Origin of the sequence: Streptomyces sp. NBC_01276 (genome assembly GCF_041435355.1) — a bacterium.
Lineage (GTDB): Bacteria > Actinomycetota > Actinomycetes > Streptomycetales > Streptomycetaceae > Streptomyces.
Genome location: NZ_CP108442.1, coordinates 4,769,687 through 4,793,504, shown reverse-complemented (window position 1 = coordinate 4,793,504; position 23,818 = coordinate 4,769,687). Strand labels below are relative to the sequence as shown.

General features: G+C 74.4%; 16 protein-coding genes and 1 pseudogene. 2 read left to right on the top strand and 15 right to left on the bottom strand.

The genetic code is table 11. The annotated features are described in order from the left end of the window. Positions 1 to 109: 109 nt before the first annotated feature. The 6 genes from OG295_RS21435 to OG295_RS21410 form a co-directional block, all read right to left on the bottom strand. Positions 110 to 2,443 (bottom strand): xanthine dehydrogenase family protein molybdopterin-binding subunit, encoded by a 2,334-nt coding sequence (locus tag OG295_RS21435; protein ID WP_371678331.1) that lies wholly within the window; start codon positions 2,441 to 2,443, stop codon positions 110 to 112. Continuing rightward, positions 2,440 to 4,908, bottom strand: a complete 2,469-nt coding sequence (locus OG295_RS21430; RefSeq protein WP_371678330.1) for a 2Fe-2S iron-sulfur cluster-binding protein — start codon at positions 4,906 to 4,908, stop codon at positions 2,440 to 2,442. Before OG295_RS21430 ends, OG295_RS21435 begins: the two co-directional genes overlap by 4 nt. Continuing rightward, the gene (locus tag OG295_RS21425; protein ID WP_371678329.1) at positions 4,905 to 5,822 is read right to left on the bottom strand and encodes a xanthine dehydrogenase family protein subunit M; all 918 of its coding nucleotides are present in this window, start codon (positions 5,820 to 5,822) and stop codon (positions 4,905 to 4,907) included. Before OG295_RS21425 ends, OG295_RS21430 begins: the two co-directional genes overlap by 4 nt. Before the next feature lie 387 nt (positions 5,823 to 6,209). Continuing rightward, entirely contained in the window at positions 6,210 to 7,859 is a 1,650-nt protein-coding gene (locus OG295_RS21420; RefSeq protein WP_371678328.1) for a beta-N-acetylhexosaminidase, read from the bottom strand. 226 nt (positions 7,860 to 8,085) lie between these two features. Further along, positions 8,086 to 8,370 (bottom strand): DUF3039 domain-containing protein, encoded by a 285-nt coding sequence (locus tag OG295_RS21415; protein WP_063760367.1) that lies wholly within the window; start codon positions 8,368 to 8,370, stop codon positions 8,086 to 8,088. Positions 8,371 to 8,399: 29 nt separating this feature from the next. Further along, complete coding sequence (locus OG295_RS21410; RefSeq protein WP_042817019.1) at positions 8,400 to 8,960, bottom strand: YqgE/AlgH family protein; 561 nt, start codon at positions 8,958 to 8,960, stop codon at positions 8,400 to 8,402. 262 nt (positions 8,961 to 9,222) lie between these two features. On the opposite strand from OG295_RS21410, the gene murA reads away from it, so the two are divergent. Beyond that, complete coding sequence (gene murA / locus OG295_RS21405) at positions 9,223 to 10,560, top strand: UDP-N-acetylglucosamine 1-carboxyvinyltransferase (RefSeq protein WP_030239179.1); 1,338 nt, start codon at positions 9,223 to 9,225, stop codon at positions 10,558 to 10,560. Positions 10,561 to 10,782: 222 nt separating this feature from the next. Here the strand turns inward: murA and OG295_RS21400 are convergent, their stop codons facing one another. The 9 genes and pseudogenes from OG295_RS21400 to OG295_RS21360 form a co-directional block, all read right to left on the bottom strand. Continuing rightward, positions 10,783 to 11,064: an HU family DNA-binding protein gene (locus OG295_RS21400; RefSeq protein ID WP_007264399.1), complete on the bottom strand. Its 282-nt coding sequence runs from the start codon at positions 11,062 to 11,064 to the stop codon at positions 10,783 to 10,785. Between the two features lie 342 nt (positions 11,065 to 11,406). Further along, positions 11,407 to 12,831, bottom strand: coding sequence for an NAD-dependent malic enzyme (locus tag OG295_RS21395; RefSeq protein WP_371678327.1), 1,425 nt, complete (start codon positions 12,829 to 12,831; stop codon positions 11,407 to 11,409). Positions 12,832 to 13,315: 484 nt separating this feature from the next. Beyond that, the gene (locus OG295_RS21390; protein WP_371678326.1) at positions 13,316 to 15,622 is read right to left on the bottom strand and encodes a UvrD-helicase domain-containing protein; all 2,307 of its coding nucleotides are present in this window, start codon (positions 15,620 to 15,622) and stop codon (positions 13,316 to 13,318) included. A gap of 446 nt (positions 15,623 to 16,068) precedes the next feature. Further along, positions 16,069 to 16,695: pseudogene (locus tag OG295_RS21385) on the bottom strand (GntR family transcriptional regulator); the annotation flags it as partial. A gap of 621 nt (positions 16,696 to 17,316) precedes the next feature. Continuing rightward, positions 17,317 to 17,895, bottom strand: coding sequence for an ABATE domain-containing protein (locus OG295_RS21380; RefSeq protein WP_371678325.1), 579 nt, complete (start codon positions 17,893 to 17,895; stop codon positions 17,317 to 17,319). A 101-nt stretch (positions 17,896 to 17,996) separates the two neighbouring features. Next, entirely contained in the window at positions 17,997 to 18,539 is a 543-nt protein-coding gene (locus tag OG295_RS21375; RefSeq protein ID WP_371678324.1) for a GNAT family N-acetyltransferase, read from the bottom strand. 40 nt (positions 18,540 to 18,579) lie between these two features. After that, positions 18,580 to 19,722 carry a uroporphyrinogen-III synthase gene (locus OG295_RS21370; RefSeq protein WP_371678323.1) on the bottom strand — a complete coding sequence of 381 codons (1,143 nt, stop codon included), beginning with the start codon at positions 19,720 to 19,722 and terminating at the stop codon, positions 18,580 to 18,582. A 139-nt stretch (positions 19,723 to 19,861) separates the two neighbouring features. Then, positions 19,862 to 21,250, bottom strand: a complete 1,389-nt coding sequence (locus tag OG295_RS21365) for a nitrate/nitrite transporter (RefSeq protein WP_371678322.1) — start codon at positions 21,248 to 21,250, stop codon at positions 19,862 to 19,864. Between the two features lie 97 nt (positions 21,251 to 21,347). Then, positions 21,348 to 22,316, bottom strand: coding sequence for a LysR family transcriptional regulator (locus tag OG295_RS21360; RefSeq protein ID WP_371678321.1), 969 nt, complete (start codon positions 22,314 to 22,316; stop codon positions 21,348 to 21,350). Positions 22,317 to 22,413: 97 nt separating this feature from the next. Here OG295_RS21360 and OG295_RS21355 point away from each other — a divergent pair, with 97 nt between their 5' ends. Beyond that, positions 22,414 to 23,700: an MFS transporter gene (locus tag OG295_RS21355; protein WP_371678320.1), complete on the top strand. Its 1,287-nt coding sequence runs from the start codon at positions 22,414 to 22,416 to the stop codon at positions 23,698 to 23,700. Positions 23,701 to 23,818 lie beyond the last annotated feature (118 nt).

The following is a 23,818-nucleotide window of genomic DNA, read 5'->3' as shown; positions in this document are numbered from 1 at the left end:
CGCTCCCCGTCCCCGTTCGCACCCGCACGTTCCGGGTGCCGCCGATCACTCTATCGATCGGCGCCGACAGGCCCAAGCTCGGGTTGCACGTGCAATGCGGGTCACACGGTTACGAGTTGGACGCCGCCACCGCCGCCGATGGCCGGATCGGGATCCTGTTCACGGGCCGTCCCGTCGCCGCGCGGACCGCCGCCGCGATCGCCGCCGGGGTGGTCACCACCGGTACCGCGCTCGCCGCCTTCGCGCCGAACGGGGCCACCACGTCGCGCTCCTCCACCAGCCGGACGATGCGCACCGCCGGGGCGTCGAGCGAGGTCGGGAGGGCGTAGCCGGTCAGGTCGGGGTGGCGGACCAGGCCCGCGACCGAGCGGAGGTTCTCCGTCAGCGCCGCGCCCACGCCCTGGGTGACGCCCGCTTCGATACGGGCCTCCAGCTGGCGGGGGTTGAGGATCCGGCCCACGTCCTGGGCGACCGCGAGTTCCACGACGCGTACCGACCCCAGCTCGATGTCGACGTCCACCACCGCGCGGATCGCGCAGAAGGCGAGGCCGACGAACGCGTCGCCCTGGCCGTCCGCGCCCAGCGGCTCCGTCGGGTGGGGGCGGCACTGGGCCGTCGCCCAGAGCTCCTTGCCCTCGATCGCCTCCGCGACCGTCGTCGAGAAGGCGCCGTCGTACGACGTGATCCGGCCGTCCGCGATCTGCAGGAGCTCGGTGGACATGCCCAGCTTGTGCGCCATGGGCTGGAGGAGCTGCGTACGGACCATCTTCGCCGCGCGCTCGACGGCCCCGCCCGAGACCCAGGTGTGGCGGCCGTGCGCCGACGGGCCCGCCGGCGGCTGGTCGGTGTCGACGGGGGCCATCGCCACCTCGTCCACGCCGAGGACCTCCTGGACGATCTGACGGGCGAGGGTCGCGAAGCCCTGGCCGGTGTCGACGGCCGCGCAGATGACGGTGGCCGTGCCGCCGACGACCTTCACGGTGGCCGTGGAGACCTCGTCCGCCCCCTCGGCGCCGAGCATGTGGACCATGCCCACGCCGTAGCCGACCCCGCGCCGCACCGCGCCGGGTTCGCCCGCGCCCTCGGGGCCGCCGGGCAGCAGCCACTCCTCCTCCGGGGCGTCCTTCGGGAGGGAGGGGAGCGGGAAGTCGCGGACCGACCGCAGGAGTTCGGCGACCGGGGCCGGGCAGGTGACCGTCTGGCCGGTGGGCAGGAGGTCGCCCGTCGACAGGACGTTGCGCATCCGCACTTCCGCGCCGTCGATGCCGAGGGCGGCGGCGAGCTTGTCCATCTGGCCCTCGTAGGCCGCGCAGACCTGCATGGCGCCTTCGCCGCGCACATGACCGGACGGGGGGTTGTTGGTGCGGACCGCCCAGCCCTCCACGAAGGCGTGCGGGACGATGTACGGGCCGCACGCGAACGCCACCGCCGCCGCGAGGGATTCCGCGGAGGAGTCGGCGTACGCGCCCGCGTCCATCAGGATCTGGGCCTCGACCTTGACCAGCCGGCCCTCCGCGTCCGCGTGGTGGCGGTAGCGCAGCAGCGTCGGGTGGCGGTGGGCGTGGCCGAGGAAGGACTCCTCGCGGGTGGCGGCCAGCTTCACCGGGCAGCCGGTGCGCAGCGCGAGCAGCCCGAGCGGGAGCTGGAACGCGGGGTCCTCGCGGTCGGCCGTCGCGCCGGGCACGCCGGTGACGACGACGCGGACGCGGTCCGGGTCGAGCCCGAAGCAGGCGGCGGCGAGGTCGCGGTCGGTGTGCGGGTCGGTGGAGGCGGTGTAGATCTCCACCCCGCCGTCGGGGCGGGGCACCGCGAGGCCGGCCTCGGCTCCGATGGGGGCGGGGTCCTGGCGGCCGATCCGGTAGAGGCCCTCGACCACGACCTCCCCCGTCGCCTCGGGGTCGCCGTAGCGCAGCGGGATGTGCCGGATCAGGTTGCCGTCCGGGTGCAGCGGGGCGGCGCCGAAGGACTGCTCGGGGTCCGTGACGGCGTCCAGCAGCTCGTACTCGACCGTGATGGCGGCGGCCGCGAGACGTGCCGTGTCGGGGTGGTCGGCGGCGACGGCGGCGATGGCCTCGCCGTGGTGGCGGACCACGTCGTGGGCGAACACCGGCCGGTCGGCGATCCGGCGGCCGTGCGTGGTCGCGCCGGGAACGTCGGCGTGGGTGATCACGGCGCGGACGCCGGGCATCTCGGCCGCGGCCGAGGTGTCGATGGACAGGATGCGGGCGTGGGCGTGCGGGGACCGCAGCACGGCCGCCCACAGCAGGCCCTCGGCCCACAGGTCCGCGGCGTACGGGAAAGTTCCCTCGGTCTTGGCACGGACGTCCGCCGAGGGGACGGAAGCGCCGATTCCGCGCACGCGCGGCGACGTCGGTTCCCCTTCCGCCGTGGCACCGACCGTGGTGACGGCGGTCGTCGCCGTGGCCGCGTCCTGCCCGCTCACGCCGTGCCTCCGTTGTGGTGGATCCCGTGGATGCCCTGGCCGCCGAGGGTGTCGTGGCCGCCCTGGATGCCGTGGATGCCCTGGCCGCCGCCGTAGGTGTCGTGGCCGCCCTGGACGTGCTGCCCGCCGTGGTGAGGGTCGTGGCCGCCGTGCTGGGGGTCGTGGAGGCCGGGGATGCCCTGGCCGGCGCCGTAGGTGTCGTGGGCGCCGGGGAAGACCTGGCCGCCGCCCAGCGTGTCGTGACCGCCGTGCAGGACCTGACCGCCGCCCAGGGAGTCCTGGGCGCCGGGGAAGACCTGGTCCCCGCCCAGCGTGTCGTGACCGCCGTGCAGGACCTGACCGCCGCCGAGCGAGTCGTGGACGCCGGGGAAGACCTGGCCGCCGCCCAGCGTGTCGTGACCGCCGTGCAGGACCTGACCGCCGCCGAGCGAGTCGTGGACGCCGGGAAGGGCCTCGCCCCCGCCCAGCGTGTCGTGACCGCCATGGGCTCCGTACGCTCCGGGGCCGCCGTGGACGCCGTGGACGCCGTGGACGCCGCCCTCGCCGGGCGGTGCCTGGTGCGGGATGCGCGGTTCGGCCGTGGTGGGTTCCCCGGCGGCGGTCGCCGCCGCGGCCTCGGCCGCCGTCGCCTCGCGCTCCGCGACGACCTCGCGGACCGCCTCGACGACGCCCTTGTAGCCGGAGCAGCGGCAGAGGTTGCCGCACAGCGCCTGCCGGGTCTCCAGGTCGCTGGGGGCGTGGTTGCCCTCCAGCAGGTCGTGGATGGTCATGGCCATGCCCGGTACGCAGAAGCCGCACTGCACCCCGCCCGACCTGCACAACGCCTCTTGCACGTCCGACAGTTGCCCGCCGGTCGCGAGACCCTCCACGGTGCGGACCTCGCTGCCCGCCGCCGTCGCCGCGGGGACGAGGCAGGAGGCCACGAGCCGTCCGTCGACCTGCACCGCGCAGGCTCCGCACTCGCCCTGCGAGCAGCCGTCCTTGGCGCCGGCCAGGCCGAGGCGCTCGCGCAGCACGTACAGGAGCGATTCGCCGATCCAGGCGCCGGTGACGGGCCGGTCGGCGCCGTTGACGCGCAGGACGTAGGAAGCCGCCGGGTGCTCGTGATGGGCGACGGCGGGAAGTCCCTCTTCCTCGTACGTCTCCTCCTGCACCGGCGCCCCTTCGGCACCGCCCTCGCCCGGGGGCGTGACAGCGCTGTCGGCGGTGTCCTCACCCGGCACGCCCGCGGCCCCCGCTTCGGCGACGGGAACCTCATCGGGAGCGGGATCGGGATCGACAGCGGCAGCGGCAGCGGCAGCGGCAGCGGCAGCAGCAGCGAAATCGGGATCGGCCTGTTCGGGAGCGGCGGCCGGTGCCGCCTCCGCGAAGCCCCGCTCCTGCCCGCGCTCCTGCCCGTGCCCGTGCCCGTGCTCGTACCCGTGTTCCTGCCCGAGCCCCTCGTCCTGCCGCCCCGCGGGCCCGGTCTCCGCCTCGGCCTCCACCGGGCGCGGCCGCTGCTCCTCGACCGGCGGCTGCGCCGGGCCGTGGGCGGCGTCGATGTCCGGGGCGGCGTGCAGCACGCCCTCCGGCTCCGGGCCGGGCTGCGCGTAGCCGTCCGGCAGCGGGGTCCCGACCCCGGGCCCGCCCAGCACCCTCGGGCCGCGTCCCGGCGCGTCGGCTCCGGGCCCTTCGCCCGGCAGCACGCCGGAGCTCATCAGCGTCTCGGCCCCGAAGGCGCCGCCCGCCGCACCGGCGCCGGCGGCCTGCGCCCCGGGCTGCGCCCACGGGGCCGCCGCACCGCCGGGCAGGGTCGCCGGAGCCTGGCTCCAGCCGGCCGCCCCCGCACCCCCGTCGGCCCCGTACCCGTCGGCCCCGTACCCGTCGCCCCCGTACCCGTCGGCCGCGTACCCGTCGCCCGCGTACCCGCCGGCCGGGAACTCACCCGTACCCGGCAGCGGTTCACCGACCGTCGGCAGGGTCCACTGCCCGGTGGCCGTCGGCTCGTCGGGCTGGTGCACCGCGTCGGGGAACTGCCACTCGGCCGTCGCCCCCTGGTCGTGCTCCCCGGCCGCGCCGCTCACGGCTCCGGCGCCGCCACCCGCGGGCTCCGGGAAGGCCGCCGCCACCGACGGCGGCAGCGGGATGGAAGCCGGGATCGGCCCCCGCGCGGGCGCGGGTTCGGCCGGAGCCCGGTCCGTGCCCGCCTCGGGCCACTGCACCGGCATCGTCCAGGTGCCCGTGGCGCTGGGGTCCGCACTGGCCGAGCCCAGCGGCACGATCATCGGGGGCGGCACGTACCCGTGGCCGGGCGCGGCGAGGGGTTCCCCGTTGTCGAGGGCGTCCAGCATGTCCTGCGGCAGCTTCACGAAGGCCGTGGCCTCCGAGTCGTACTCGCCGCCCTGCGGCACCGGCTCCCAGCCCCAGCCGTTGCCCGCGCCGCCCGCGTTCCCCGTCGTTCCGCTCACGTTCTCGTTCTCACTCATGAGGTCAGCGCCCTCCCCAGGGCCCTGCGCGCCAGCACGGCCACCGTCCGCCGCAGATGCAGTACTCCGGAGGACACCGGTTCCCCCTGGTCGGGCACGCAGGCGGCCGCGACGTACTCGCCGAAGGCCTCCAGTGCCTCGGGGGCCAGGCTGCGGTCCCCGTCCCAGTCGATCAGCGAGGCCACCCACTGCTCGGCCTCCAGCGGCCGCAGCGGCATCGGGGCCACCGCGCCGATGGCGCACCGCACGCCCCGGCGCGCGGGATCCAGCACCAGCCCCACGGACGCCACCGCGCGGCCGGGCCCCGTACGTCCGGTGGCCTTCAGGAAGACCTGCGGCGCGTGCAGCAGCGGGACGCGCACGAAGCCGATCAGCTCGCCCGGCCGCAGCATCTCGCGCCCGGCGAGCAGGTGGGAGACCGGGATCTCGCGCGAGCCGTCGGGGCCGACGATGACCAGGACCGCCTCCAGCGCCGCCAGCACGGGCAGGGCGTCACCGGTCGGCGCGGCCGTCGCGATGTTCCCGCCGAGGGTGCCGGCGTTGCGGATCTGCGGCGGTCCGGCGGCCCTGGCGGCGGCGGCGAGCGCGGGGATCAGAGCGGCGAAATCCGGCCGTCCCATCCGGGCGTGCGTCAGTCCGGCGCCGAGCAGCGCGTGCCCGTCCTGGTACTGCCAGCCGCGGATCTCGTTGATGCGCCCCAGGCCGACCAGCGCGGCGGGGCGCAGCAGCCCGGCGTTGACGGCGGCCATGAGGTCGGTGCCGCCCGCCACGGGCACGGCCGCGGGCATGGCGGTGAGCGCCGCCACGGCCTCGTCGAGCGAGGTCGGCAGCGTCACGGACTGCGCCGTTTGGGCCGCTTGCGGTGGTTGCGGCCCCTGAGTCGAATGCGATGCGTGCGGTGCGTGCGTGGTCAACCCAGCTGCCCCTTCCCGATGTCCCGGTCCCGGCGCTCACGCCTGTCCGCCGTACGGTACGTGCTCACCGCCGGGACGTGGCAACTCTGGCACATCTTCGGGACCACCCCGCGCGAGGGTCTCCCCGCCGCCTCCGCCGGGCCGAACCCCCCGGCGCGGCCCGTACGGCGGCCGGGAGGGGCGGCGGGGTGCCGCCCGCGGCCCGGCCGCGCACCCCACCCGCACCCTGCCCGGACGCCGTCGGCACCGCCTCGCACCACCTGTTTCCCCTACCTCCCGAACGCCCGTTTTCCCCCGTATCGCTCTGATTCGAGGCAGAGTTCCAAAGGTTTCCGAAGAGTTCCGCTTCCGGTCGACGACGGCCGGGCGGGCGGCACGTCCCCCGGGTCACACGATCGGGGGCGTGCCCTCCAGCGGACGCCCCGGCACCCCCGGCCGACGCTGCCACGGCAACGGTCCCGCCGGTGGCCGGTAGTCGACTCCGAGGGCATCGAGCCGTGCGTAGTGCGCCGCCATCCGGGCCTCGAAGCCCTCGTAGTCCCTGGATTCCGGTTCCGGCAGCCGGGACCACACCGTCTCCGCGAAGGCGGCCAGCCGCGGGAACACCTGGTAGTCGACCCGCGCCTGGTTCTCCATCACCTCGGTCCACACGTTGGCCTGCGCTCCCAGCACGTGGGCGGCGGCCTCCGCGGAGAGCTTCGGCGGCACCGGCTCGAAGCGGTAGACGTCCTCCAGCGAGCGCACGTACCCGATGGGCATCGGCTCGTCCGGGCCGTCCGCCTGACGGTGGTCCAGGTACACCCGCTGCTCGGGGCACATCACCACGTCGTGTCCGGCCTCGGCCGCGGCGATGCCGCCCCCGTAGCCGCGCCAGGAGGAGACGACGGCGCCGTCCGCCAGCCCGCCCTCCAGGATCTCGTCCCAGCCGACGAGCCGGCGCCCGCGCGCGGCGAGCCAGCCGTCGAAGTGCCGGATGAACCAGGCCTGGAGCCCGTCCTCGCCGTCCACCCCCAGTTCCCCGATCCGCGCCTGTGCCGCCGGGGAGGCGCGCCACTGCGTCCTGGGGCACTCGTCGCCGCCCACGTGCACGAAGGGCGAGACCTCCGCCGGGAACAGCTCCAGGACCTCCTCGAACACTCCCTCGTAGAAGCGCAGTACGTCCTCGGTGGGGGCGAGCACGTTCTCGTTGACGCCCCAGTCGTCCCACACGCCGAGCGCGGCGGTGTCCACGACGTCGCGGTTGCCCAGCTCGGGGTAGGCGGCGATCGCGGCCTGGGAATGCCCCGGGACGTCGATCTCGGGGACCACCCGCACGTGCCGTTCGGCCGCGTACGCGACGATCTCGCGGATGTCGTCCCGGGTGTAGAAACCGCCGTGCGGGGTCTCGTTCCACAGCGGCGAGGCCCGGTGCCCCCAGCGGCTGCGCGCGCGCCAGGCCCCCACCTCCGTGAGCCTCGGGTACCGCGCGATCTCGATCCGCCAGCCCTGGTCGTCCGTCAGGTGCAGGTGGAGCACGTTCAGCTTGTGGGCGACGAGGAGGTCGATGTACCGCAGCACCCCGTCCTTGGGCGTGAAGTGCCGGGCGACGTCCAGCAGCATCCCGCGCCAGCCGAAGCGGGGGGCGTCGGCGACGGTGACGTACGGCAGGCTCCAGCCGGGCCGCCCGGAGGGCCCGGCCAGCGGCGCCCTGCGGTACGCGGCGGGCCCGAGCAGCTGACGCAGCGTCTGCGCCCCCCAGAACAGCCCGGCGGCGGAGGCGCCCGTCAGCTCCACCCCGTCCGCGGCCACGGTCAGCCGGTAGGACTCGGGCCCGTCGGCCTGCGCGCGCCCGGGGTCGACGGCCAGGCGTACGTCGCCCCGCGCGCCGGGCCCCGCGGCCGGCAGCTCCCACCCGGTGGCGGCCCCGAGCTCGCGGCGCAGCCAGCGCGCGACCCCCTCGCCGCCGGGTCCTGCGGCGAGCACCGGCTGCGGGCCGAACGCGTAGCGCCGGCCCTCCTCGTCCACGGTGGCGTCCTGCGGTGCGGGGATCAGGTCCATGCGTCAGCCCTTCGCGGCAGCGAGCCTGTTGCACCCTGCGCAACGCTCGTTTCGCAGCGTGCTCGTCGGGCCGACCCTAGCCCGGCCCCGGGGCACGCAAAAGGCCCCCGGGCGCGATCGCGCGCACCGAGGGCCTTCGCCTCGACGGTCGGGACTTTCGCCCCCGGGACCACCGGACCACCGGACCCGGGACCACCGGACCCCGGATCCGGACCACCGGACCCGGTTACTTGTCCTTGCCGCCCTTGTCCTTGTCGCCGCCGGAGCCCATGGATTCGTAGATCTCCTTGCACATGGGGCACACCGGGTACTTCTTCGGGTCGCGGCCCGGCACCCAGACCTTGCCGCAGAGCGCGACGACGGGGGTGCCGTCGAGCGCGCTCGCCATGATCTTGTCCTTCTGGACGTAGTGGGCGAAGCGCTCGTGGTCGCCGTCGCCGTGGGACACCTGCGGCGTCGGCTCTACGAGGGTCCCCGTACCAGTCCCGCGCTCGGGCTCAAGAGTGCTCATGAAATCCAGGGTACTGAACCCCGCCGGGGTCAGTTCAGCGACGGGTCGTCCAGATAGGTGGCGACCATCGCGAGCTCGCTGCGCTGGCGGCGCAGCACCGCCCGCCACAGCCGTTCGGGGTCGGGGAAGGAGACGTCCCCGGGCTCGGAATCGACCACGTACCAGGCGCCGTCGCCCAGCTCGGCCTCCAGCTGGCCGGGGCCCCATCCGGAGTAGCCGGCGAAGATGCGCAGGCCGCCGAGGGCGGCGGCGAGGAGCTCGGGCGGGGCCTCCAGGTCCACGAGGCCGATCGCGCCGTGCACGCGGCGCCAGCCCAGCGGCCCTTCCTCGCCCGGGATCACGGCGACCCCCAACGCGGAGTCCAGCGCGACGGGGCCGCCCTGGAAGACCACGCCCGGGTCGCCGGCCAGCGGCGCCCACGGCAGCAGGATGTCGCGGACGTCCACCGGGGTCGGCCGGTTGAGGACCACGCCGAGGGAGCCCTGCTCGTCGTGGTCGAGCAGCAGCACGACCGCGCGGTCGAAATTCGGGTCCGCGAGGGCGGGGGTGGCCACGAGCAGCCGCCCTGTGAGGGAGGACACCTCGGTCATGCGGACATGATCTCGCACAATCGCCCTCCGGGGGGAGCGGACGGCGGCAATGGATCACGCGCAGCTCAGGGCGCACGGCGGCAGAGAGGAGCGCGCGCCTTCCCAAGCCCCGGAACGCGACACTCCGCCACCTGTCGCACACACAGGGTGCTGTACCGAATTCATGACAGTCCTACGGCCACGTCGGCCATACAAACAAGGGGGTGGCGACCCTTACCCTTTTCACTGATCCCCTGCCCATCCTCTCCGGAACGCGAGATCCATGACCGGCAACGATGTCCTGCTTGTCCACGGCGGAACCCCGCTCGAGGGCGAGATCCGTGTCCGCGGCGCGAAGAACCTCGTGCCGAAGGCCATGGTCGCCGCCCTGCTCGGCAGCGAGCCGAGCCGGCTGCGCAATGTTCCCGACATCCGTGACGTGCGGGTCGTGCGCGGGCTGCTCCAGCTGCACGGCGTGACCGTGCGGCCCGGCGAGGAGCCGGGCGAGCTGATCCTCGACCCGACCCACGTCGAGAGCGCCAACGTCGCCGACATCGACGCGCACGCGGGATCCTCCCGGATCCCGATCCTCTTCTGCGGCCCGCTGCTGCACCGCCTCGGCCACGCCTTCATCCCGGGCCTCGGCGGCTGCGACATCGGCGGCCGGCCGATCGACTTCCACTTCGACGTGCTCCGCCAGTTCGGCGCGACCATCGAGAAGCGCGAGGGCGGCCAGTACCTGGAGGCCCCGCAGCGCCTGCGCGGCTGCAAGATCCGCCTCCCCTACCCGTCGGTCGGCTCGACCGAGCAGGTCCTGCTGACGGCCGTCCTGGCCGAGGGCGTGACCGAGCTCAGCAACGCCGCCGTCGAGCCGGAGATCGAAGACCTCATCTGCGTCCTGCAGAAGATGGGCGCGATCATCTCCGTCGACACCGACCGCACCATCCGCATCACCGGCGTGGACCGCCTGAGCGGCTACAACCACAAGGCGCTCCCGGACCGCCTGGAGGCCGCCTCCTGGGCGTCCGCGGCCCTGGCGACCGGCGGCAACATCTACGTCCGCGGGGCGCAGCAGCGCTCGATGATGACCTTCCTGAACACGTTCCGCCGGGTCGGCGGCGCGTTCGAGATCGACGACGAGGGCATCCGCTTCTGGCACCCGGGCGGCCCGCTGAAGGCCATCGCGCTGGAGACGGACGTGCACCCCGGCTTCCAGACCGACTGGCAGCAGCCGCTGGTCGTCGCCCTGACGCAGGCGTCGGGCCTGTCGATCGTCCACGAGACGGTCTACGAGTCCCGGCTCGGCTTCACCTCGGCGCTCAACCAGATGGGTGCTCACATCCAGCTGTACCGCGAGTGCCTGGGCGGCAGCGCGTGCCGGTTCGGCCAGCGCAACTTCCTGCACTCGGCCGTCGTCTCCGGCCCGACCAAGCTCCAGGGCGCAGACCTGGTCATCCCCGACCTGCGCGGCGGGTTCTCGTACCTGATCGCGGCGCTGGCGGCCGAGGGCACCTCGCGCGTGCACGGCATCGACCTGATCAACCGCGGCTACGAGAACTTCATGGAGAAGCTCGTCGAGCTCGGCGCCAAGGTCGAGCTGCCGAACGGCGACCTCGTCTGAGACCGGCTCCCGGTCCGGATCCTGAGACCCGATGGCGGTCCAGGTCCGGACCGATCCCTTCCAGGGCCCCACGAGGCCCTGGAAGGGCCCGTGAGGCCCTCCTGGGGGCCGCGCACGGGCCGGGCACGACCGAAGGGCGGCCACCCCCGTGGGGTGGCCGCCCTTCGTCGTACGTACTACTGCCGTCCCGGGGGCCTGTTCGGCCCCCGGCACAAGGGCGTACTACTTGCCCTTGGCGGCTTCCTTGAGCTTGGAGCCCGCGGAGACCTTCACGCTGTAGCCGGCCGGGATCTGGATGGGGTCGCCGGTCTGCGGGTTGCGCGCGGTGCGAGCGGCACGGTGGGTGCGCTCGAAGGTCAGGAAGCCGGGGATGGTGACCTTCTCGTCGCCCTTGGCGACGATCTCGCCGACGGTCTCGGCGAGCGCGGCCAGAACGGCGTCGGCGTCCTTGCGGGTCACCTCGGCGCGCTCGGACAGAGCGGCCACCAGCTCACTGCGGTTCATGTTGTACTCCCGTGTTCAACTTGCCTTAGAGGCGTGAGATCGAAGCCGATGCTGCCAGGGCCCTCGGACAGTCCCCGGACCCGGGTCTGAACGTCAGACCCTCTCGCCCGGTTACGCATCCTGCCCCCACCAGCGGCGGGAAAGCCAATCCGGCACCCGCCAGGGTCACACGAAAAGCGCCACAGTCACGCCGCGGTGACGCTCCGTCCGCATCGAAGGCTTCAGCGGTCCCCCGGGCCGGGTGGACCCGTCGGACCGCCGTGGATGCGGACCGCGGGCCACGCGGGCATCCCCGCAACCCTAGAGGCGCCCCGCCCGGCCCGCACCCCGCGACGCGCCGGATCAGACGGACGTGGGCGCCGTCACAGGAGCGGAGGCGGCCTTGCGGACCGCGCCGGCGACCGCGCCCGCGACCTTGTCGTTGAAGACGGACGGGATGATGTAGTTGGCGTTCAGCTCGTCCTCGCCGACGACGTCGGCCAGGGCGCTCGCCGCGGCCAGCATCATGTCGGTGTTCACGGTCCTCGACTGGGCGTCGAGGAGACCGCGGAAGACGCCCGGGAAGACCAGCACGTTGTTGATCTGGTTCGGGAAGTCCGAACGGCCGGTGGCCACCACGGCGGCGGTCTGACGGGCGACGGCCGGGTCGACCTCCGGGTCCGGGTTCGCGAGCGCGAACACGATGGCGCCTTCGGCCATGGCGGCGACGTCCTCGCCGGACAGCACGTTCGGGGCGGAGACGCCGATGAAGACGTCGGCGCCGACCACGGCCTCCTTCAGAGTGCCGGTGTATCCCTCGGGGTTGGTGTTGTCGGCGATCCAACGCAGCGGGGAGTCGGGGGCCGCGTCGACGAGGTCGGGGCGGTCCGCGTGCACGACGCCGTGGATGTCGGCGCTGACCGCGTTCTTGACGCCGGCCGCGAGGAGCAGCTTGAGGATGGCGGTACCGGCCGCGCCGGCGCCCGACATGACCACCTTGACGTCGCCAACTGCCTTGCCCACCACGCGAAGCGCGTTGGTCAGGGCGGCGAGGACGACGATGGCGGTGCCGTGCTGGTCGTCGTGGAAGACGGGGATGTCGAGGGCCTCGCGCAGGCGGGCCTCGATCTCGAAGCAGCGCGGCGCGGAGATGTCCTCCAGGTTGATGCCGGCGAAGCCCGGGGCGATGGCCTTGACGATCGCGACGATCTCGTCGGCGTCCTGCGTGTCGAGGCAGATGGGCCACGCGTCGATGCCGGCGAAGCGCTTGAAGAGGGCCGCCTTGCCCTCCATGACGGGCAGCGCGGCCATCGGGCCGATGTTGCCCAGGCCCAGCACCGCGGAGCCGTCGGTCACGACTGCGACGGAGTTGCGCTTGATGGTGAGGCGGCGCGCGTCCTCCGGGTTCTCGGCGATGGCCATGCACACGCGGGCGACGCCCGGGGTGTAGATCATCGAGAGGTCGTCGCGGTTGCGGATGGGGTGCTTGGACGACATTTCGATCTTGCCGCCGAGGTGCATCAGGAAGGTCCGGTCCGAGACCTTGCCGAGGCTGACGCCCTCGATGCCGCGCAGCTTCTCGACGATCTCGTCGGCGTGCGCGGTGGAGGTGGCGGCGATGGTGACGTCGATACGGAGCTTCGCGTGGCCGGACGCGGTCACGTCGAGGCCGGTGACCGAGCCCCCCGAAGACTCCACGGCGGTGGTGAGCTGGGAGACCGCGGTTCCGCTCGCGGGCACTTCCAGGCGGACCGTCATCGAATACGAGACGCTGGGCGCCGTTGCCATGGCCGTGTTCCTCTTCTGTCCCTGATTTCGCTGTACACGGGCCCGCACACGGCAGACGTGGACGGACCCGTTGTCCGATCGTCCCACCTACCAGCCGGTAAAAGGTAACCAGCTACAAATTTCGGAAGAACACTTCCACCATACGAGATATCGGGGGCCGGTGGAATGGTGGGTTAATACAAAACAGGTCCGCGCCCCCCACTGGGTGGAGGGCGCGGACCTGGTGTTCCCGCTCAGACTGACGACACCGACCCGCCATGCTCGCCTCGCGGCAAGTGGTCGCTCTAGGCGACGAAGGTTGGGCCCGGGGGCTTGGATCGAGCCGGTGTCGTACCCAGGCTAACAAAGGATCGCCGGATGTGATCCCCCCTCCGACGAGTCGGTCTCCCGGCTCACGCGCCTGGCCGCGGGCCATCCGGCCCCACCGGGGCGGGGACGGGCCCGGGGCGGGGGCGGGGGCGGGGCCCGGTCCCGCCCGGGCCCGTCAGGGGCGCAGCAGCTCCGGTACGCCCTCCTCGCCCGGCCGGTCGCCCGCCGCCGAGACCACCGTCAGCTGCTGCGTCGCACGCGTCAGGGCCACGTAGAGCACCCGCAGGCCCGCCGGGGACTCCTCGGCGATCTCCGCCGGGGAGACGACCACCGTGGCGTCGTACTCCAGGCCCTTGGCCTCCAGGCTGCCCAGCGCCACCGCCCGCCCGCCGAGGTCCGCGAGCCAGCCCGCGGCCTCCGCGCGCCGGTCCATGGCCACGACCACGCCGACCGTGCCGTCCACCTGCTCCAGCAGCCGCTGCGTCTCCTCGCGGACCGCCGCGCCCAGATCGTCCCCGGCCGCCGCGAAACGGGGCTCCAGGCCGGTGGAGCGCACCGCGGTCGGCGGCTCCATCCCGGGCGCCGCCAGCTTCAGCACCCGGGAGGCCACCTCGGCCACCTCGGCCGGGTTGCGGTAGTTCACGGTCAGGGTGAACCGCCTGCGCGGGCGGCGCCCCAGGGCCTCGTCACGGGCGGCGGCCGCCTCGTCGGGGTCCGTCCACGAGGACTGCGCCGGGTCGCCGACCACCGTCCAGGTGCCCGACCGGCCGCGCCGGCCCACCATCCGCCACTGCATCGGCGTCAGGTCCTGGGCCTCGTCCACGATCACGTGCGCGTACTCGGTGCGCTCGGCCGCGATCCGCTCGGCCCGCTCCCACTGCGTCTCCTCGCGGGTCGGCATCAGCTCCTCCAGCCCGCTGAGCTGGTCGAGCGGATCCATCTCCCGCCTGCGCTTGGGCCGCGCGGGCGCGCCGAGCAGCTGGTGCAGCTCGTCCAGCAGGGCCACGTCGTGCACCGACAGGGGCCCCTTGCCGTCCGGGCCGACCCGGCGCAGGGAACGGGCCAGCTGGCGGGTCTCGCGGGGGTTCAGGTCCCGGCGCGACCAGCGGCCCAGGCGCCGCTCGTCGGCCATCGCGGCCAGCACCTTGCGCGGGGTCAGCTCCGGCCACCAGGCGTTCAGGAACCCGATGAAGTCGTCCTCGGTGGAGATGTCCTCGTCGAACGCGGAACGCAGCTCGGCGGCCAGCTCCGGGTCGCTGTGCCGGCCCGACTGGCCGGACTTCGCGTAGAGGGCGTCGAGCAGCAGCTTGCGGGCGCGCGGGCGCAGCAGGTTCACCGGGGCGGTGCCGCTGAGCACGGTCTGGCGGATCCGGTCGAGCTCGGGAGCCTCCAGCTCCTGGCGCCGCCCGAAGGCCACGACGCGCAGCCGCTCGGGAGCGTTCCCGAGCTCCAGCGCGCCGCGCACGGCCTTGCGGAGCACCTTGAGCATCCGGGAGGAGCCCTTGATCCGCGCCACCGGCGGGTCGTCGTACGTCGTCGCCTCGGCCCCGTCGACGAGGGAGCCCAGCGCGCGGATGGCGACCTGGCCCTCCTCGCCGAGGGAGGGCAGGACGCCCTCGGTGTAGGCGACGAGCAGCGGCGTCGGGGAGACGATCAGGATGCCGCCGGAGTAGCGCCGCCGGTCCTGGTAGAGCAGGTACGCGGCCCGGTGCAGGGCGACGGCCGTCTTCCCGGTGCCGGGCCCGCCGGCGACCTCCGCGACGGAGGCGGCGGGAGCGCGGATCACCAGGTCCTGCTCGGCCTGGATGGAGGAGACGATGTCCCGCATGGAGTGCGTACGGGCCCGCCCGAGCGCGGCCATCAGGGCGCCGTCGCCGATGGCGGGCAGCTCCTTGCCGTCCAGGGTGGCGGTGAGCTCGGGTCGCATCAGATCGTCCTCGACGCCGAGCACCTTGCGGCCCTTGGAGCGGATCACGCGGCGGCGCACGACGCGGCCGGGGTCCTTGGGGGTGGAGCGGTAGAACGGCGCGGCCGCCGGGGCGCGCCAGTCGATGACGAGCGGCGCGTAGTCGGTGTCGAGCACGCCGATCCGCCCGATGTGCAGGGTCTCGGCGATCTCGGCGGTGAGGTCGGGGCGGATCGCGTCGTCGGCGGGCTCGACGGAGGTGTACGCGCCGTCGGGACCGCGCTCACCGTCCTTCCCCAGCACGAGGTCGATCCGCCCGAAGAGGAAGTCCTCGAACTCGTTGTTCAGCCGGTTGAGGTGGATCCCGGCGCGGAAGACCTGCGCGTCGCGCTCGGCGAGGGCGCCGGGCGTGCCGACCTGCCCCCGCTTGGCGGCGTCGTTCATCAGGAACTCGGCCTCGTGGATCTTCTCCTCAAGGCGTCGGTACACCTGATCGAGATGCGTCTGCTCGGCCGCGATCTCCCGATCGCGGACGGAATCCGCCGTGCTGTCGACAGCGGCATTCTGCGCGGCCACCAAGGCCCCCTTCTGACGTGCATGGGCGACCGTCAACCGTACGCGAACCCAGGCCCTGTCCGCACGCCGGTTCCGCGCGCCGGACGAATCGGACGGATACGTACGGGTACGGGGCGGGGCCACGGACCCGCCATCTCCCCCTCGACCCCGCGTGGCCGCCCGACGCCTGCCCACCCGCCTCCCGAGCGGGGGCGGGGGCGCGGGCGCGGGCGCGGGCGGGGGCGGGGGCGGGGGCGGGGGCGGGGGCGGGTACCTCAGCGATGCGAGACCCGTCTCCGCCCGGTCCCGCATTCCGGGCCCAATCCCTGATCGGCCCCCGGCCCGGGGCGCGCAAACCACCCGACACGACGACCACAGCGACCAACGGGCCCCACCGGCGCACCGGATCGCTACGCGCTCCGCACGGCATGGCGTCCGACGGCCGTCTCGGGCTGGTCACCGGTGGATCAGGCGTCGAACTCGTACTCCAGGACGTAGGAGGCGGAGTCCAGGGTCATCTCGTTGACTTCGACGGCCCGACCGCCCTCGGCGAACGCGGTGCGGACGATCTGGACGACCGGTGTGCCCAGCGAAAGGGAAAGCCGCTCGGCTTCGTCGGCCGAAGGCATCCGACAGCGGATCTCCTCACGGAAGTGAACGGGCTCGTGGCCCAGTTCGGCCAGCCGGGCGTACGTTCCACCGGGGCCGGTGTCGGCCCGCGTGATGGCGGAGTCGGCGACCACGTCGGACGGCAGGTACGACGTCGCGAAGAGGACGGGCTTACCGTCGAGCACGAAACGGCGGCTGCGCACCCACACCCGGGACCCGGCGGAGAGGCCGAGAGCGTCGGCGAGGCGGCCGACCGCCTCCTCCCGTACCTCGACCTGGTCGACGACGAGCTCCCGGTCCTCGGTGTCGGCGGACCAGACGGAGCGCCCCGAGCCCCACCGCTCCTGTGCCAGCCGCTCGATGCCTCGGCGCCGCAGGGGCTTGAACGTCCGCACGAAGACGCCGGCTCCCTTCCGCGCCTCCGCGAGGCCTTCGTTCCGGAGCACGCCGAGGGCCTGACGTGCGGTCATCCTGGCGACGTCGTATGCGGGACGGCCCGCAGACGCCGAGGAATGAGGAGCGCGTAGCGATCTGGCGCGTCCGGGGGCTCCGCAGGGCGCTCTGGCCGTCCTTTGGCGCGGGTAGCAGCCCCGGACGGCCGGCGGACGCCATGCCGTGCGAAGCGCGTAGCGATCTGGCGCGCGTGGGGCCCGTTGGTCGCTGTGGTCGTCGTATCGGGCGGTTGGGGCGGCCCGGGCCGAGGGCCGATGGAATGTCGGGCCGGAATGCGGGACTGGGCGGAGGCGGGTCTCGCTTCGCTGAGGTGCCCGCTCCTCCCTCTCCTCCCCGTGGACCGTTCTTTTGGGGGTTTCCCGGCAGTCTTCGGATTTCCGTGGCGGGTCGGTCGGTCAAGGGTGGCCGAAGGCCATCGCGGAGCGACGCGACCGAAGGGAGCGCCCTTGAGGGACCGGCCCGACGCGGAGAGACGATGAGACTGACGGGAAACCCCCGAACCCTCCCTGACGCGGACCAGCAGGGATCCCGCCGCAGCGCAGCCCCCGCCCGCACCCGGGAGGCGGTGGGCAGGCGCCGGGCGGCCACGCGGGGTCGAGGGGGAGATGGCGGGCCCTCGCCGCGGGCGCCCGACCCCGGCCCCCGCCCTACCCCTACCCCTCCCCCGCGCCCACCGCCGTCCGCACCCGCCTCCGGTGGCGGGCCACGCGTTCGCGGTTGCCGCACAGTTCGCTGGAGCACCAGCGGCGGCGGTGGCCCCGGGAGGTGTCGAGGTAGACGCGGGCGCAGCCGTCGCCCTCGCAGGCGCGCAGCAGGGCCAGGTCGCCGGGGTCGGTGAGGAGTTCCACCGCGTCCCGGGCCACCGCCGCCAGGAGCCCCGCGCACTCGACCCCGCCGCACAACTCCCGTACCAGGTGCCCCTCCCGGTCCCGTACGGCACACAGGCCCGGGGGCGGGCCGGCGGCCGCCGTGTTGATCCGGGCGAGGGCGTCCTCCTCGGGGCCGGCCCCGGCCAGGGCGGCCCGTACGAGGGTGCCCACGTCGGCGCGCAGCCCGCGGAAGGCCGCCACCCAGTCGGGCCCCAGCCGGGCGAGCGGGGTCCGGTCGGGCACCAGTCCGGCGCCGACCAGCCACAGCCTCAGCTCGTCGGTGTCACCGATGCCCTCCGCGTCCCCGTGGGGCGTGGAGGTGGCCAGCAGGTCAAGACAGACCCGCCCGGAGTCGAACCACATGCCGGTCACCGCCTCGGTCGCCGTGGGCCCCCGTGGGTCGCCTCCCCAGAGTGCCGCCGCCACGTGCGTTGCGGAACCCCCCGGGCCGAAGCCCCCGCCCGTTACTTCGGCGGCGGGTCGTCGTGCAGGAGGCGCTGGAAGAGGCGGTGGTCGCGCCAGGCGCCGTTGATGTGGAGGTAGCGGGGGGCGACTCCGAACTCGGTGAAGCCCGTCTTGGCCAGGACCCGCTGGGAGGCGACGTTGTCGAGCAGGGTCCCGGCCTCGACCCGGTGCAGGCCGACCTCGTCGCGGGCGATCCGGCAGACCTCCTCGACGGCGGCGGTGGCCAGGCCCTTGCCGTGCCAGTCGCGGTCGACCCAGTAGCCGATGCCGCCGCTGCGCAGGGGGCCGAGAGCGATGGAGCCGAGGTTGATCGAGCCGACCGGGGTCCCGTCCGCGACCAGCAGGAACGGGAGGGTGAGGCCGGACTCGCGCTCCGCGAGCAGCGCCTCGATCCGGGCCCGCTGGCCGGCCTCCGTGTAGAACTCCTCGCGCCGGAAGGGCTCGTAGGGCTTCATGGCCTCCCGGTTGCGGGCCACCACAACGGCCAGCGCCGCGGCGTCGTCGACCGTGACGCCCCTCATCTCCACTCCGTCAATGATCATCCGAGCACGCTAACCGACCCCCACGACGGCGCGCACCCCCTCAGCGGACGGAAGCGCCGCCTCCGCACTCCCCGGCGTCCAGCGCCAGCCGGTACCCCCGCTTGACCACCGTCTGGATCAGCTTCGGCGCCCCCAGCGCCGCCCGCAGCCGGGCCATCGCGGTCTCCACGGCGTGCTCGTCGCGCCCCGCCCCCGGCAGCGTCCGCAGCAGTTCGGCCCGTGACACCACCCACCCCGGACGCCGGGCCAGGGCCGTCAGCAGCGCCATCCCGGCGGGCGGCACCGGCCGCAGCGCGCCGTCGACGAGCACCGCCCGGCCCCGGATCTCCAGCCGGCGGCCCCCGACCGGCAACACCCGTGCCCGGCCGGGCAGTTCCTGGCAGAGCAGCTGCACCAGCGGCCCGAGCCGGAACCGCTCCGGCGCCACGGTGGGGATCCCCTCGGCCTGGAGAGGCAGCGCCGTCACGGGCCCGACGCAGGCGCTGAGCACCGGCCCGCGCAGCGCCTCCACCACGGCCTCCCGCAGCCCCCGTTCCCCGGCGCGGGACAGCAGCGAGACGGCGGCGGGCGCCGAGGTGAAGCTGACGGCGTCCAGCGCCCCGACGGCGACCGCGTCCAGCAGCCGGTCCAGCGGCGCCAGGTCCTGCGGCGGCATCCACCGGTATACGGGCACCGGCACCACCTCGGCCCCGCCCGCGCGCAGCGCCTCCACGAACCCGGGCAGCGGCTCCCCGTGCAACTGCAGCGCGATCCGCCGTCCGGCGACCCCGCCGGCCAGCAGCCGGTCCAGCACCTCCGCGAGGGACTCCGACCCCGGCGACCAGTCCTCCACCAGCCCCGCGGCCCGTACGGCCCCCTTCACCTTGGGCCCGCGCGCCAGCAGTTCGGCGGTGCGCAGCCGCTCCAGCAGCCCTTCGCCGATCCCCCATCCGTCGGCGGCCTCGATCCAGCCCCGGAAGCCGATGGCGGTGGTCGCGACGACCGCGTCCGGGGGGCAGTCGATGAGTTCCTTGGTGGCGGCCATCAGCTCGCCGTCGTCGGCGAGGGGAACGATCCGCAGCGCGGGTGCGTGCACCACGCTCGCGCCGCGCCGGCGCAGCAGGGCGATCAGGTCGTCGGCGCGCCGGGCGGCGGTCACGCCGACGGTGAAGCCCGCCAGGGGGCCGTGCGTTGCTTCGTCCATGGGGGGGTGACCTGCCTCGGCTGCCGTTGCCCGGGGTCCGGGCGGGTGTCACGTCGCGGGACCGAGCCTGTCAAGGGGTCGTGTCAGGCTCGGTTCCGCCGTATTTCGGTGCCGTAACGCGCACGGCACCGGGCCCGCCTCACACGGAGGTGAGCTGCGCCTTCGCGGTGGTTCCGGGGGCTCCCGGGGCTCCGGGGGCGGCCGTGGGGCGCTGCCGCGGCCGGCGGAGGTATACGGACCAGGTGACGGCGCAGCACGCCGCGTAGAAGGCGAGGAAGGTGACGAAGGCGGCCGTTCCGGAGCCGGAGTCCTGGAAGGCCTGGCGGAACACCAGGTTGATGCCGAGCCCGCCGAGGGCCCCCACGGCGCCGATCAGGCCCATGGCGGCCCCGGAGATCCGCCGCCCGTACGCGGCCGCCTCCTCGCCCTCCAGGCCCCGCGCCAGGGCCTTGGCGTGGAAGATCCCCGGGATCATCTTGTAGGTGGAGCCGTTGCCGGCCCCGCTGAGCGCGAAGAGGGCGACGAAGCCGGTCAGGAACACGGGCAGGGATTCGCGTACGGAGGCCAGGACGACCACCCCGGTGGCCGCGGCCATCGCCACGAAGGCGGCCAGGGTGATCCGCGCCCCGCCGAACCGGTCCGCGAGCGCCCCGCCCACGGGCCGGGACAGGGAGCCGAGGAGCGGGCCGAGGAAGGTCATCGAGGCGGCCTGGAGCGGGGTGCGCCCGAACTGGGTCTGCAGGACCAGCCCGAAGGCGAAGCCGTAGCCGATGAAGGAGCCGAAGGTGCCGACGTAGAGGAAGGCCATGATCCAGGTGTGGGGCTGGCGGGCCGCCTCCCGTACGGCGCCCGCGTCGGCGCGCACGGGTGCCAGGTTGTCCATGCGGACGAGGGCCAGCACGGCCGCGGCCACGATCAGGGGGAGGTAGGCGGCGAGCAGCAGGCGCGGGTGCCCGGCCCCGGCGGTGGCGATGACGAGCAGCGCGGCGAGCTGGACGACGGGGACGCCGATGTTCCCGCCGCCCGCGTTGAGGCCGAGGGCCCAGCCCTTCTTGCGGAGGGGGAAGAAGGCGTTGATGTTGGTCATCGAGGAGGCGAAGTTGCCGCCGCCGACGCCGGTCAGCGCGGCCACGGCCAGGAAGGTCCAGTACGGGGTTCCGGGCTCCATGACCACCAGCGCGGCCACCGTCGGCACGAGCAGCAGCAGGGCGCTGACGACGGTCCAGTTGCGGCCGCCGAAGCGGGCGACGGCGAAGGTGTAGGGGATCCGGACCAGGGCGCCGACGCAGGTGGCGGTGGCGATGAGGAAGAACTTGCCGGCCGGGTCGATCCCGTAGCCGGGGCCCATGAAGAGCACCATCACCGACCACAGGGACCAGATGGAGAAGCCGATGTGTTCGGAGAACACGGAGTAGAGGAGGTTGCGGCGGGCGATCCGCTCGCCCGATTCCCGCCAGAACGTCTCGTCCTCGGGGTCCCACCGCTGGATCCAGCGGCCCCTCTCGCGTGGTGCGGTGGTACGGGTCATCACACGCCTCCCCATCTGTCGCGTCCGTGGGAACGACGGTAGGAACGGCCCGTTTCGGCCCCGGTCCCCGGCGGATGACCGGCGGGAAACCTCCCGCTCACCCGGGGGCGGCGCCCGGTGTGAGCGCCGCCGGGAGCCAGCTGCCCGGGGGGACTTCCAGCCAGCCGTGCGCGGCCGCCAGGCCGTCGGCCGCCCGCTGGAGGGCGTCCAGGCCGGGATGGCGCAGGTCCCTGCGCCACACCAGGGCGAGCGGGGAGAGCGGTACGGGGTCCACCAGGGGCCGTTTCACGCAGCCGGGCAGTTCGGCGAAGTCCACGGTCGCCAGGACCGGGGTGCGGGTCTTGGCCATCACCCTCCCGAACTCCTCCTTGCCCACCGCCACCGGCGCGGGCGGCGCCAGCGCGATGCCCCGCCCGGCGAACAGCTCGCGGGCCAGCCCGGTCCACTCCAGGGTCCGCGGGTTCCCGGCGCCCGCGTACACGCTCTCCCCGGCCAGCGCGGCCAGCGGCACCTCGGCGCGGGCGGCCAGGGCGTGGTCCTCGGGCAGCAGTACGGCGAGCGGTTCGTAGCGGACGGGCCGGTGGGCGAGCCGGGACCGCAGCGCGGGGGCCAGCCCGGCCGCGTACCCGAAGGAGACGTCGAGCCGGCCGGCGGCGATCTCGGCGGCGGCATGGGTGAGCCCGCTCTCGAAGCGGGCCATCAGCTCGCAGCCGGGGGCGAGTTCGCGGGCGTGCTCCAGGACCCGCCGGCCGGTGCCGGGCCCGTCGGTGTTCACGTCGACGAGCAGGGCCCGGGGCGGACCGGCGAAGGCCGCGGCCAGTTCCTCGTGGGCGCGCAGCACCTCGCGGGCGTGGGGCAGCAGCCGCTCCCCGTCGAGGGTGAGTTCCACCGCCCGGGTGGTGCGGACGAACAGCGCGGAGCCCAGTACCTGTTCGAGGCGGCGCACATCGCGGCTCAGGGCCTGCTGGGCGACGTAGAGCCGGGCGGCGGCGCGGGAGAAGTGCAGCTCCTCGGCCACGGCGAGGAAGCCGCGCAGCAGCCGGGGGTCGACGTCACGGGAGTTCACCCGCGGAGACTAGCAACGCGGATTGACAACACGGGTGCGTGAATGGCGCCGGAACAGGTGTTGGACCGTCGTACGGGCCGGACCGCAGGATCGGGGCATGCCGCAGAGAACCCCGCTGATGGCCGTGACCGGCAGCACCCTGGTCCTGGCCGCCCCCGCTTCCTCCCCCGCACCCGCCCGCCCCGCCTCCGCCCGCGCGGGCGGCCCGTACGCCCGTCTCTTCGCCCTCCCCGGCACCCGCGGCTTCACGGCCGGGAACCTCCTCGCCCGTCTCCCCATGGGGATGTTCGGGATCAGCGCGGTCATGATGATCGCCGGACAGCGCGGCTCGTACGCCCTCGCCGGCGCGGTCACCGCGACCGGACTGGCCGCCACCGCCGTGGTCGCGCCGTGGACGGCCCGGCTGGTCGACCGCCACGGCCAGGCCCGGATCGCGGTGCCGGCGACCGTGATCGCGGTCCTCGGCTCGCTCTGCCTGATCGTGTGCGTGCGGACCGGAGCCCCCACCTGGACGCTGTTCGCCTCCTACGCGGCCACCGCGACGACCCCCAACATCGGCGGTCTGTCCCGGGCCCGCTGGACGCATCTGCTGCCCCGGGAGGCGCACCACACGGCGATGTCCTTCGAGCAGGCGGCCGACGAGCTCTGCTACATGCTGGGCCCGGTCCTCGCGGCCCTGCTCTGCACCTCCGCCTTCCCCGAGGCCGGCACCCTCACCGGGGCGGTGCTGCTCCTCACCGGCATGCTCGTCTTCACCGCGCACCGCGCCACGGAGCCCCCGCCGGCCGGGCGCAGGTCCGTCCGCGGGCCCTCTCCGGTGCGCGCGCTGTTCCCGCTGCTCGCCCTGTTCCTCGCCACCGGGGTGGTGTTCGGGTCGATGGAGGTCACCTCGGTCGCCCACCTCACCGGGCGGGGGCTCGGCGCCTGGAGCGGCCCGGTGCTGGCGCTCCAGGCGGCCGGCTCCTGCGCGGCCGGACTGCTCTACGGGACCCTGCGGCCCCGGAGCCTGCGGGCCTGCCTGGCCGGGCTGGCCTGCGCGATGGCGCTGCCCTGGGCCGCGGCGGCCACGGGTTCGCTGACGCTGCTGGCCGGGGCCCTGCTGCTGGCGGGGACGGCCACGGCCCCGGTGATGGTGACGGCCATGTCCCGCGTGCACGCCCTGACGCCCGAGGGCCGCCTCAACGAGGGCATGACCCTCGCGGTCACGGCGATCCTGGCGGGCATCGCCGCCGGGTCCGCCGCGGCCGGTCTGGCCGTCGACCACCTGGGGACCACGACCGCGTACGCCCTCCCGGCCGCTGCCGCCCTGTTCGCCCTGTCCGTCCGGCCCCCGAGTGACCGTACCCGCGTGGTACTCACGGCCGGCCCGCGCGCCCCGCGATGACCGGGCTCCTCCCCAGCGCCCTTCCCGTTCTGCGCCTGACCCGGCCCACCCCGCCGGGCCCACGCCCCGTGAAGGCCCCGCAGCCGTCCGGCCGCGGGGCCTTCACCACTCACCACGT

What these genes read in the sequence shown, in the direction of transcription:
- OG295_RS21430 (WP_371678330.1), bottom strand. Translation starts at nt 4,908, where the DNA reads ATGAGTGAGAACGAGAACGTGAGCGGAACGACGGGGAACGCGGGCGGC.
- OG295_RS21420 (WP_371678328.1), bottom strand. Translation starts at nt 7,859, where the DNA reads ATGGACCTGATCCCCGCACCGCAGGACGCCACCGTGGACGAGGAGGGC.
- OG295_RS21415 (WP_063760367.1), bottom strand. Translation starts at nt 8,370, where the DNA reads ATGAGCACTCTTGAGCCCGAGCGCGGGACTGGTACGGGGACCCTCGTA.
- OG295_RS21410 (WP_042817019.1), bottom strand. Translation starts at nt 8,960, where the DNA reads ATGACCGAGGTGTCCTCCCTCACAGGGCGGCTGCTCGTGGCCACCCCC.
- murA (WP_030239179.1), top strand. Translation starts at nt 9,223, where the DNA reads ATGACCGGCAACGATGTCCTGCTTGTCCACGGCGGAACCCCGCTCGAG.
- OG295_RS21400 (WP_007264399.1), bottom strand. Translation starts at nt 11,064, where the DNA reads ATGAACCGCAGTGAGCTGGTGGCCGCTCTGTCCGAGCGCGCCGAGGTG.
- OG295_RS21395 (WP_371678327.1), bottom strand. Translation starts at nt 12,831, where the DNA reads ATGGCAACGGCGCCCAGCGTCTCGTATTCGATGACGGTCCGCCTGGAA.
- OG295_RS21380 (WP_371678325.1), bottom strand. Translation starts at nt 17,895, where the DNA reads ATGTGGTTCGACTCCGGGCGGGTCTGTCTTGACCTGCTGGCCACCTCC.
- OG295_RS21375 (WP_371678324.1), bottom strand. Translation starts at nt 18,539, where the DNA reads ATGATCATTGACGGAGTGGAGATGAGGGGCGTCACGGTCGACGACGCC.
- OG295_RS21370 (WP_371678323.1), bottom strand. Translation starts at nt 19,722, where the DNA reads ATGGACGAAGCAACGCACGGCCCCCTGGCGGGCTTCACCGTCGGCGTG.
- OG295_RS21365 (WP_371678322.1), bottom strand. Translation starts at nt 21,250, where the DNA reads ATGACCCGTACCACCGCACCACGCGAGAGGGGCCGCTGGATCCAGCGG.
- OG295_RS21355 (WP_371678320.1), top strand. Translation starts at nt 22,414, where the DNA reads ATGCCGCAGAGAACCCCGCTGATGGCCGTGACCGGCAGCACCCTGGTC.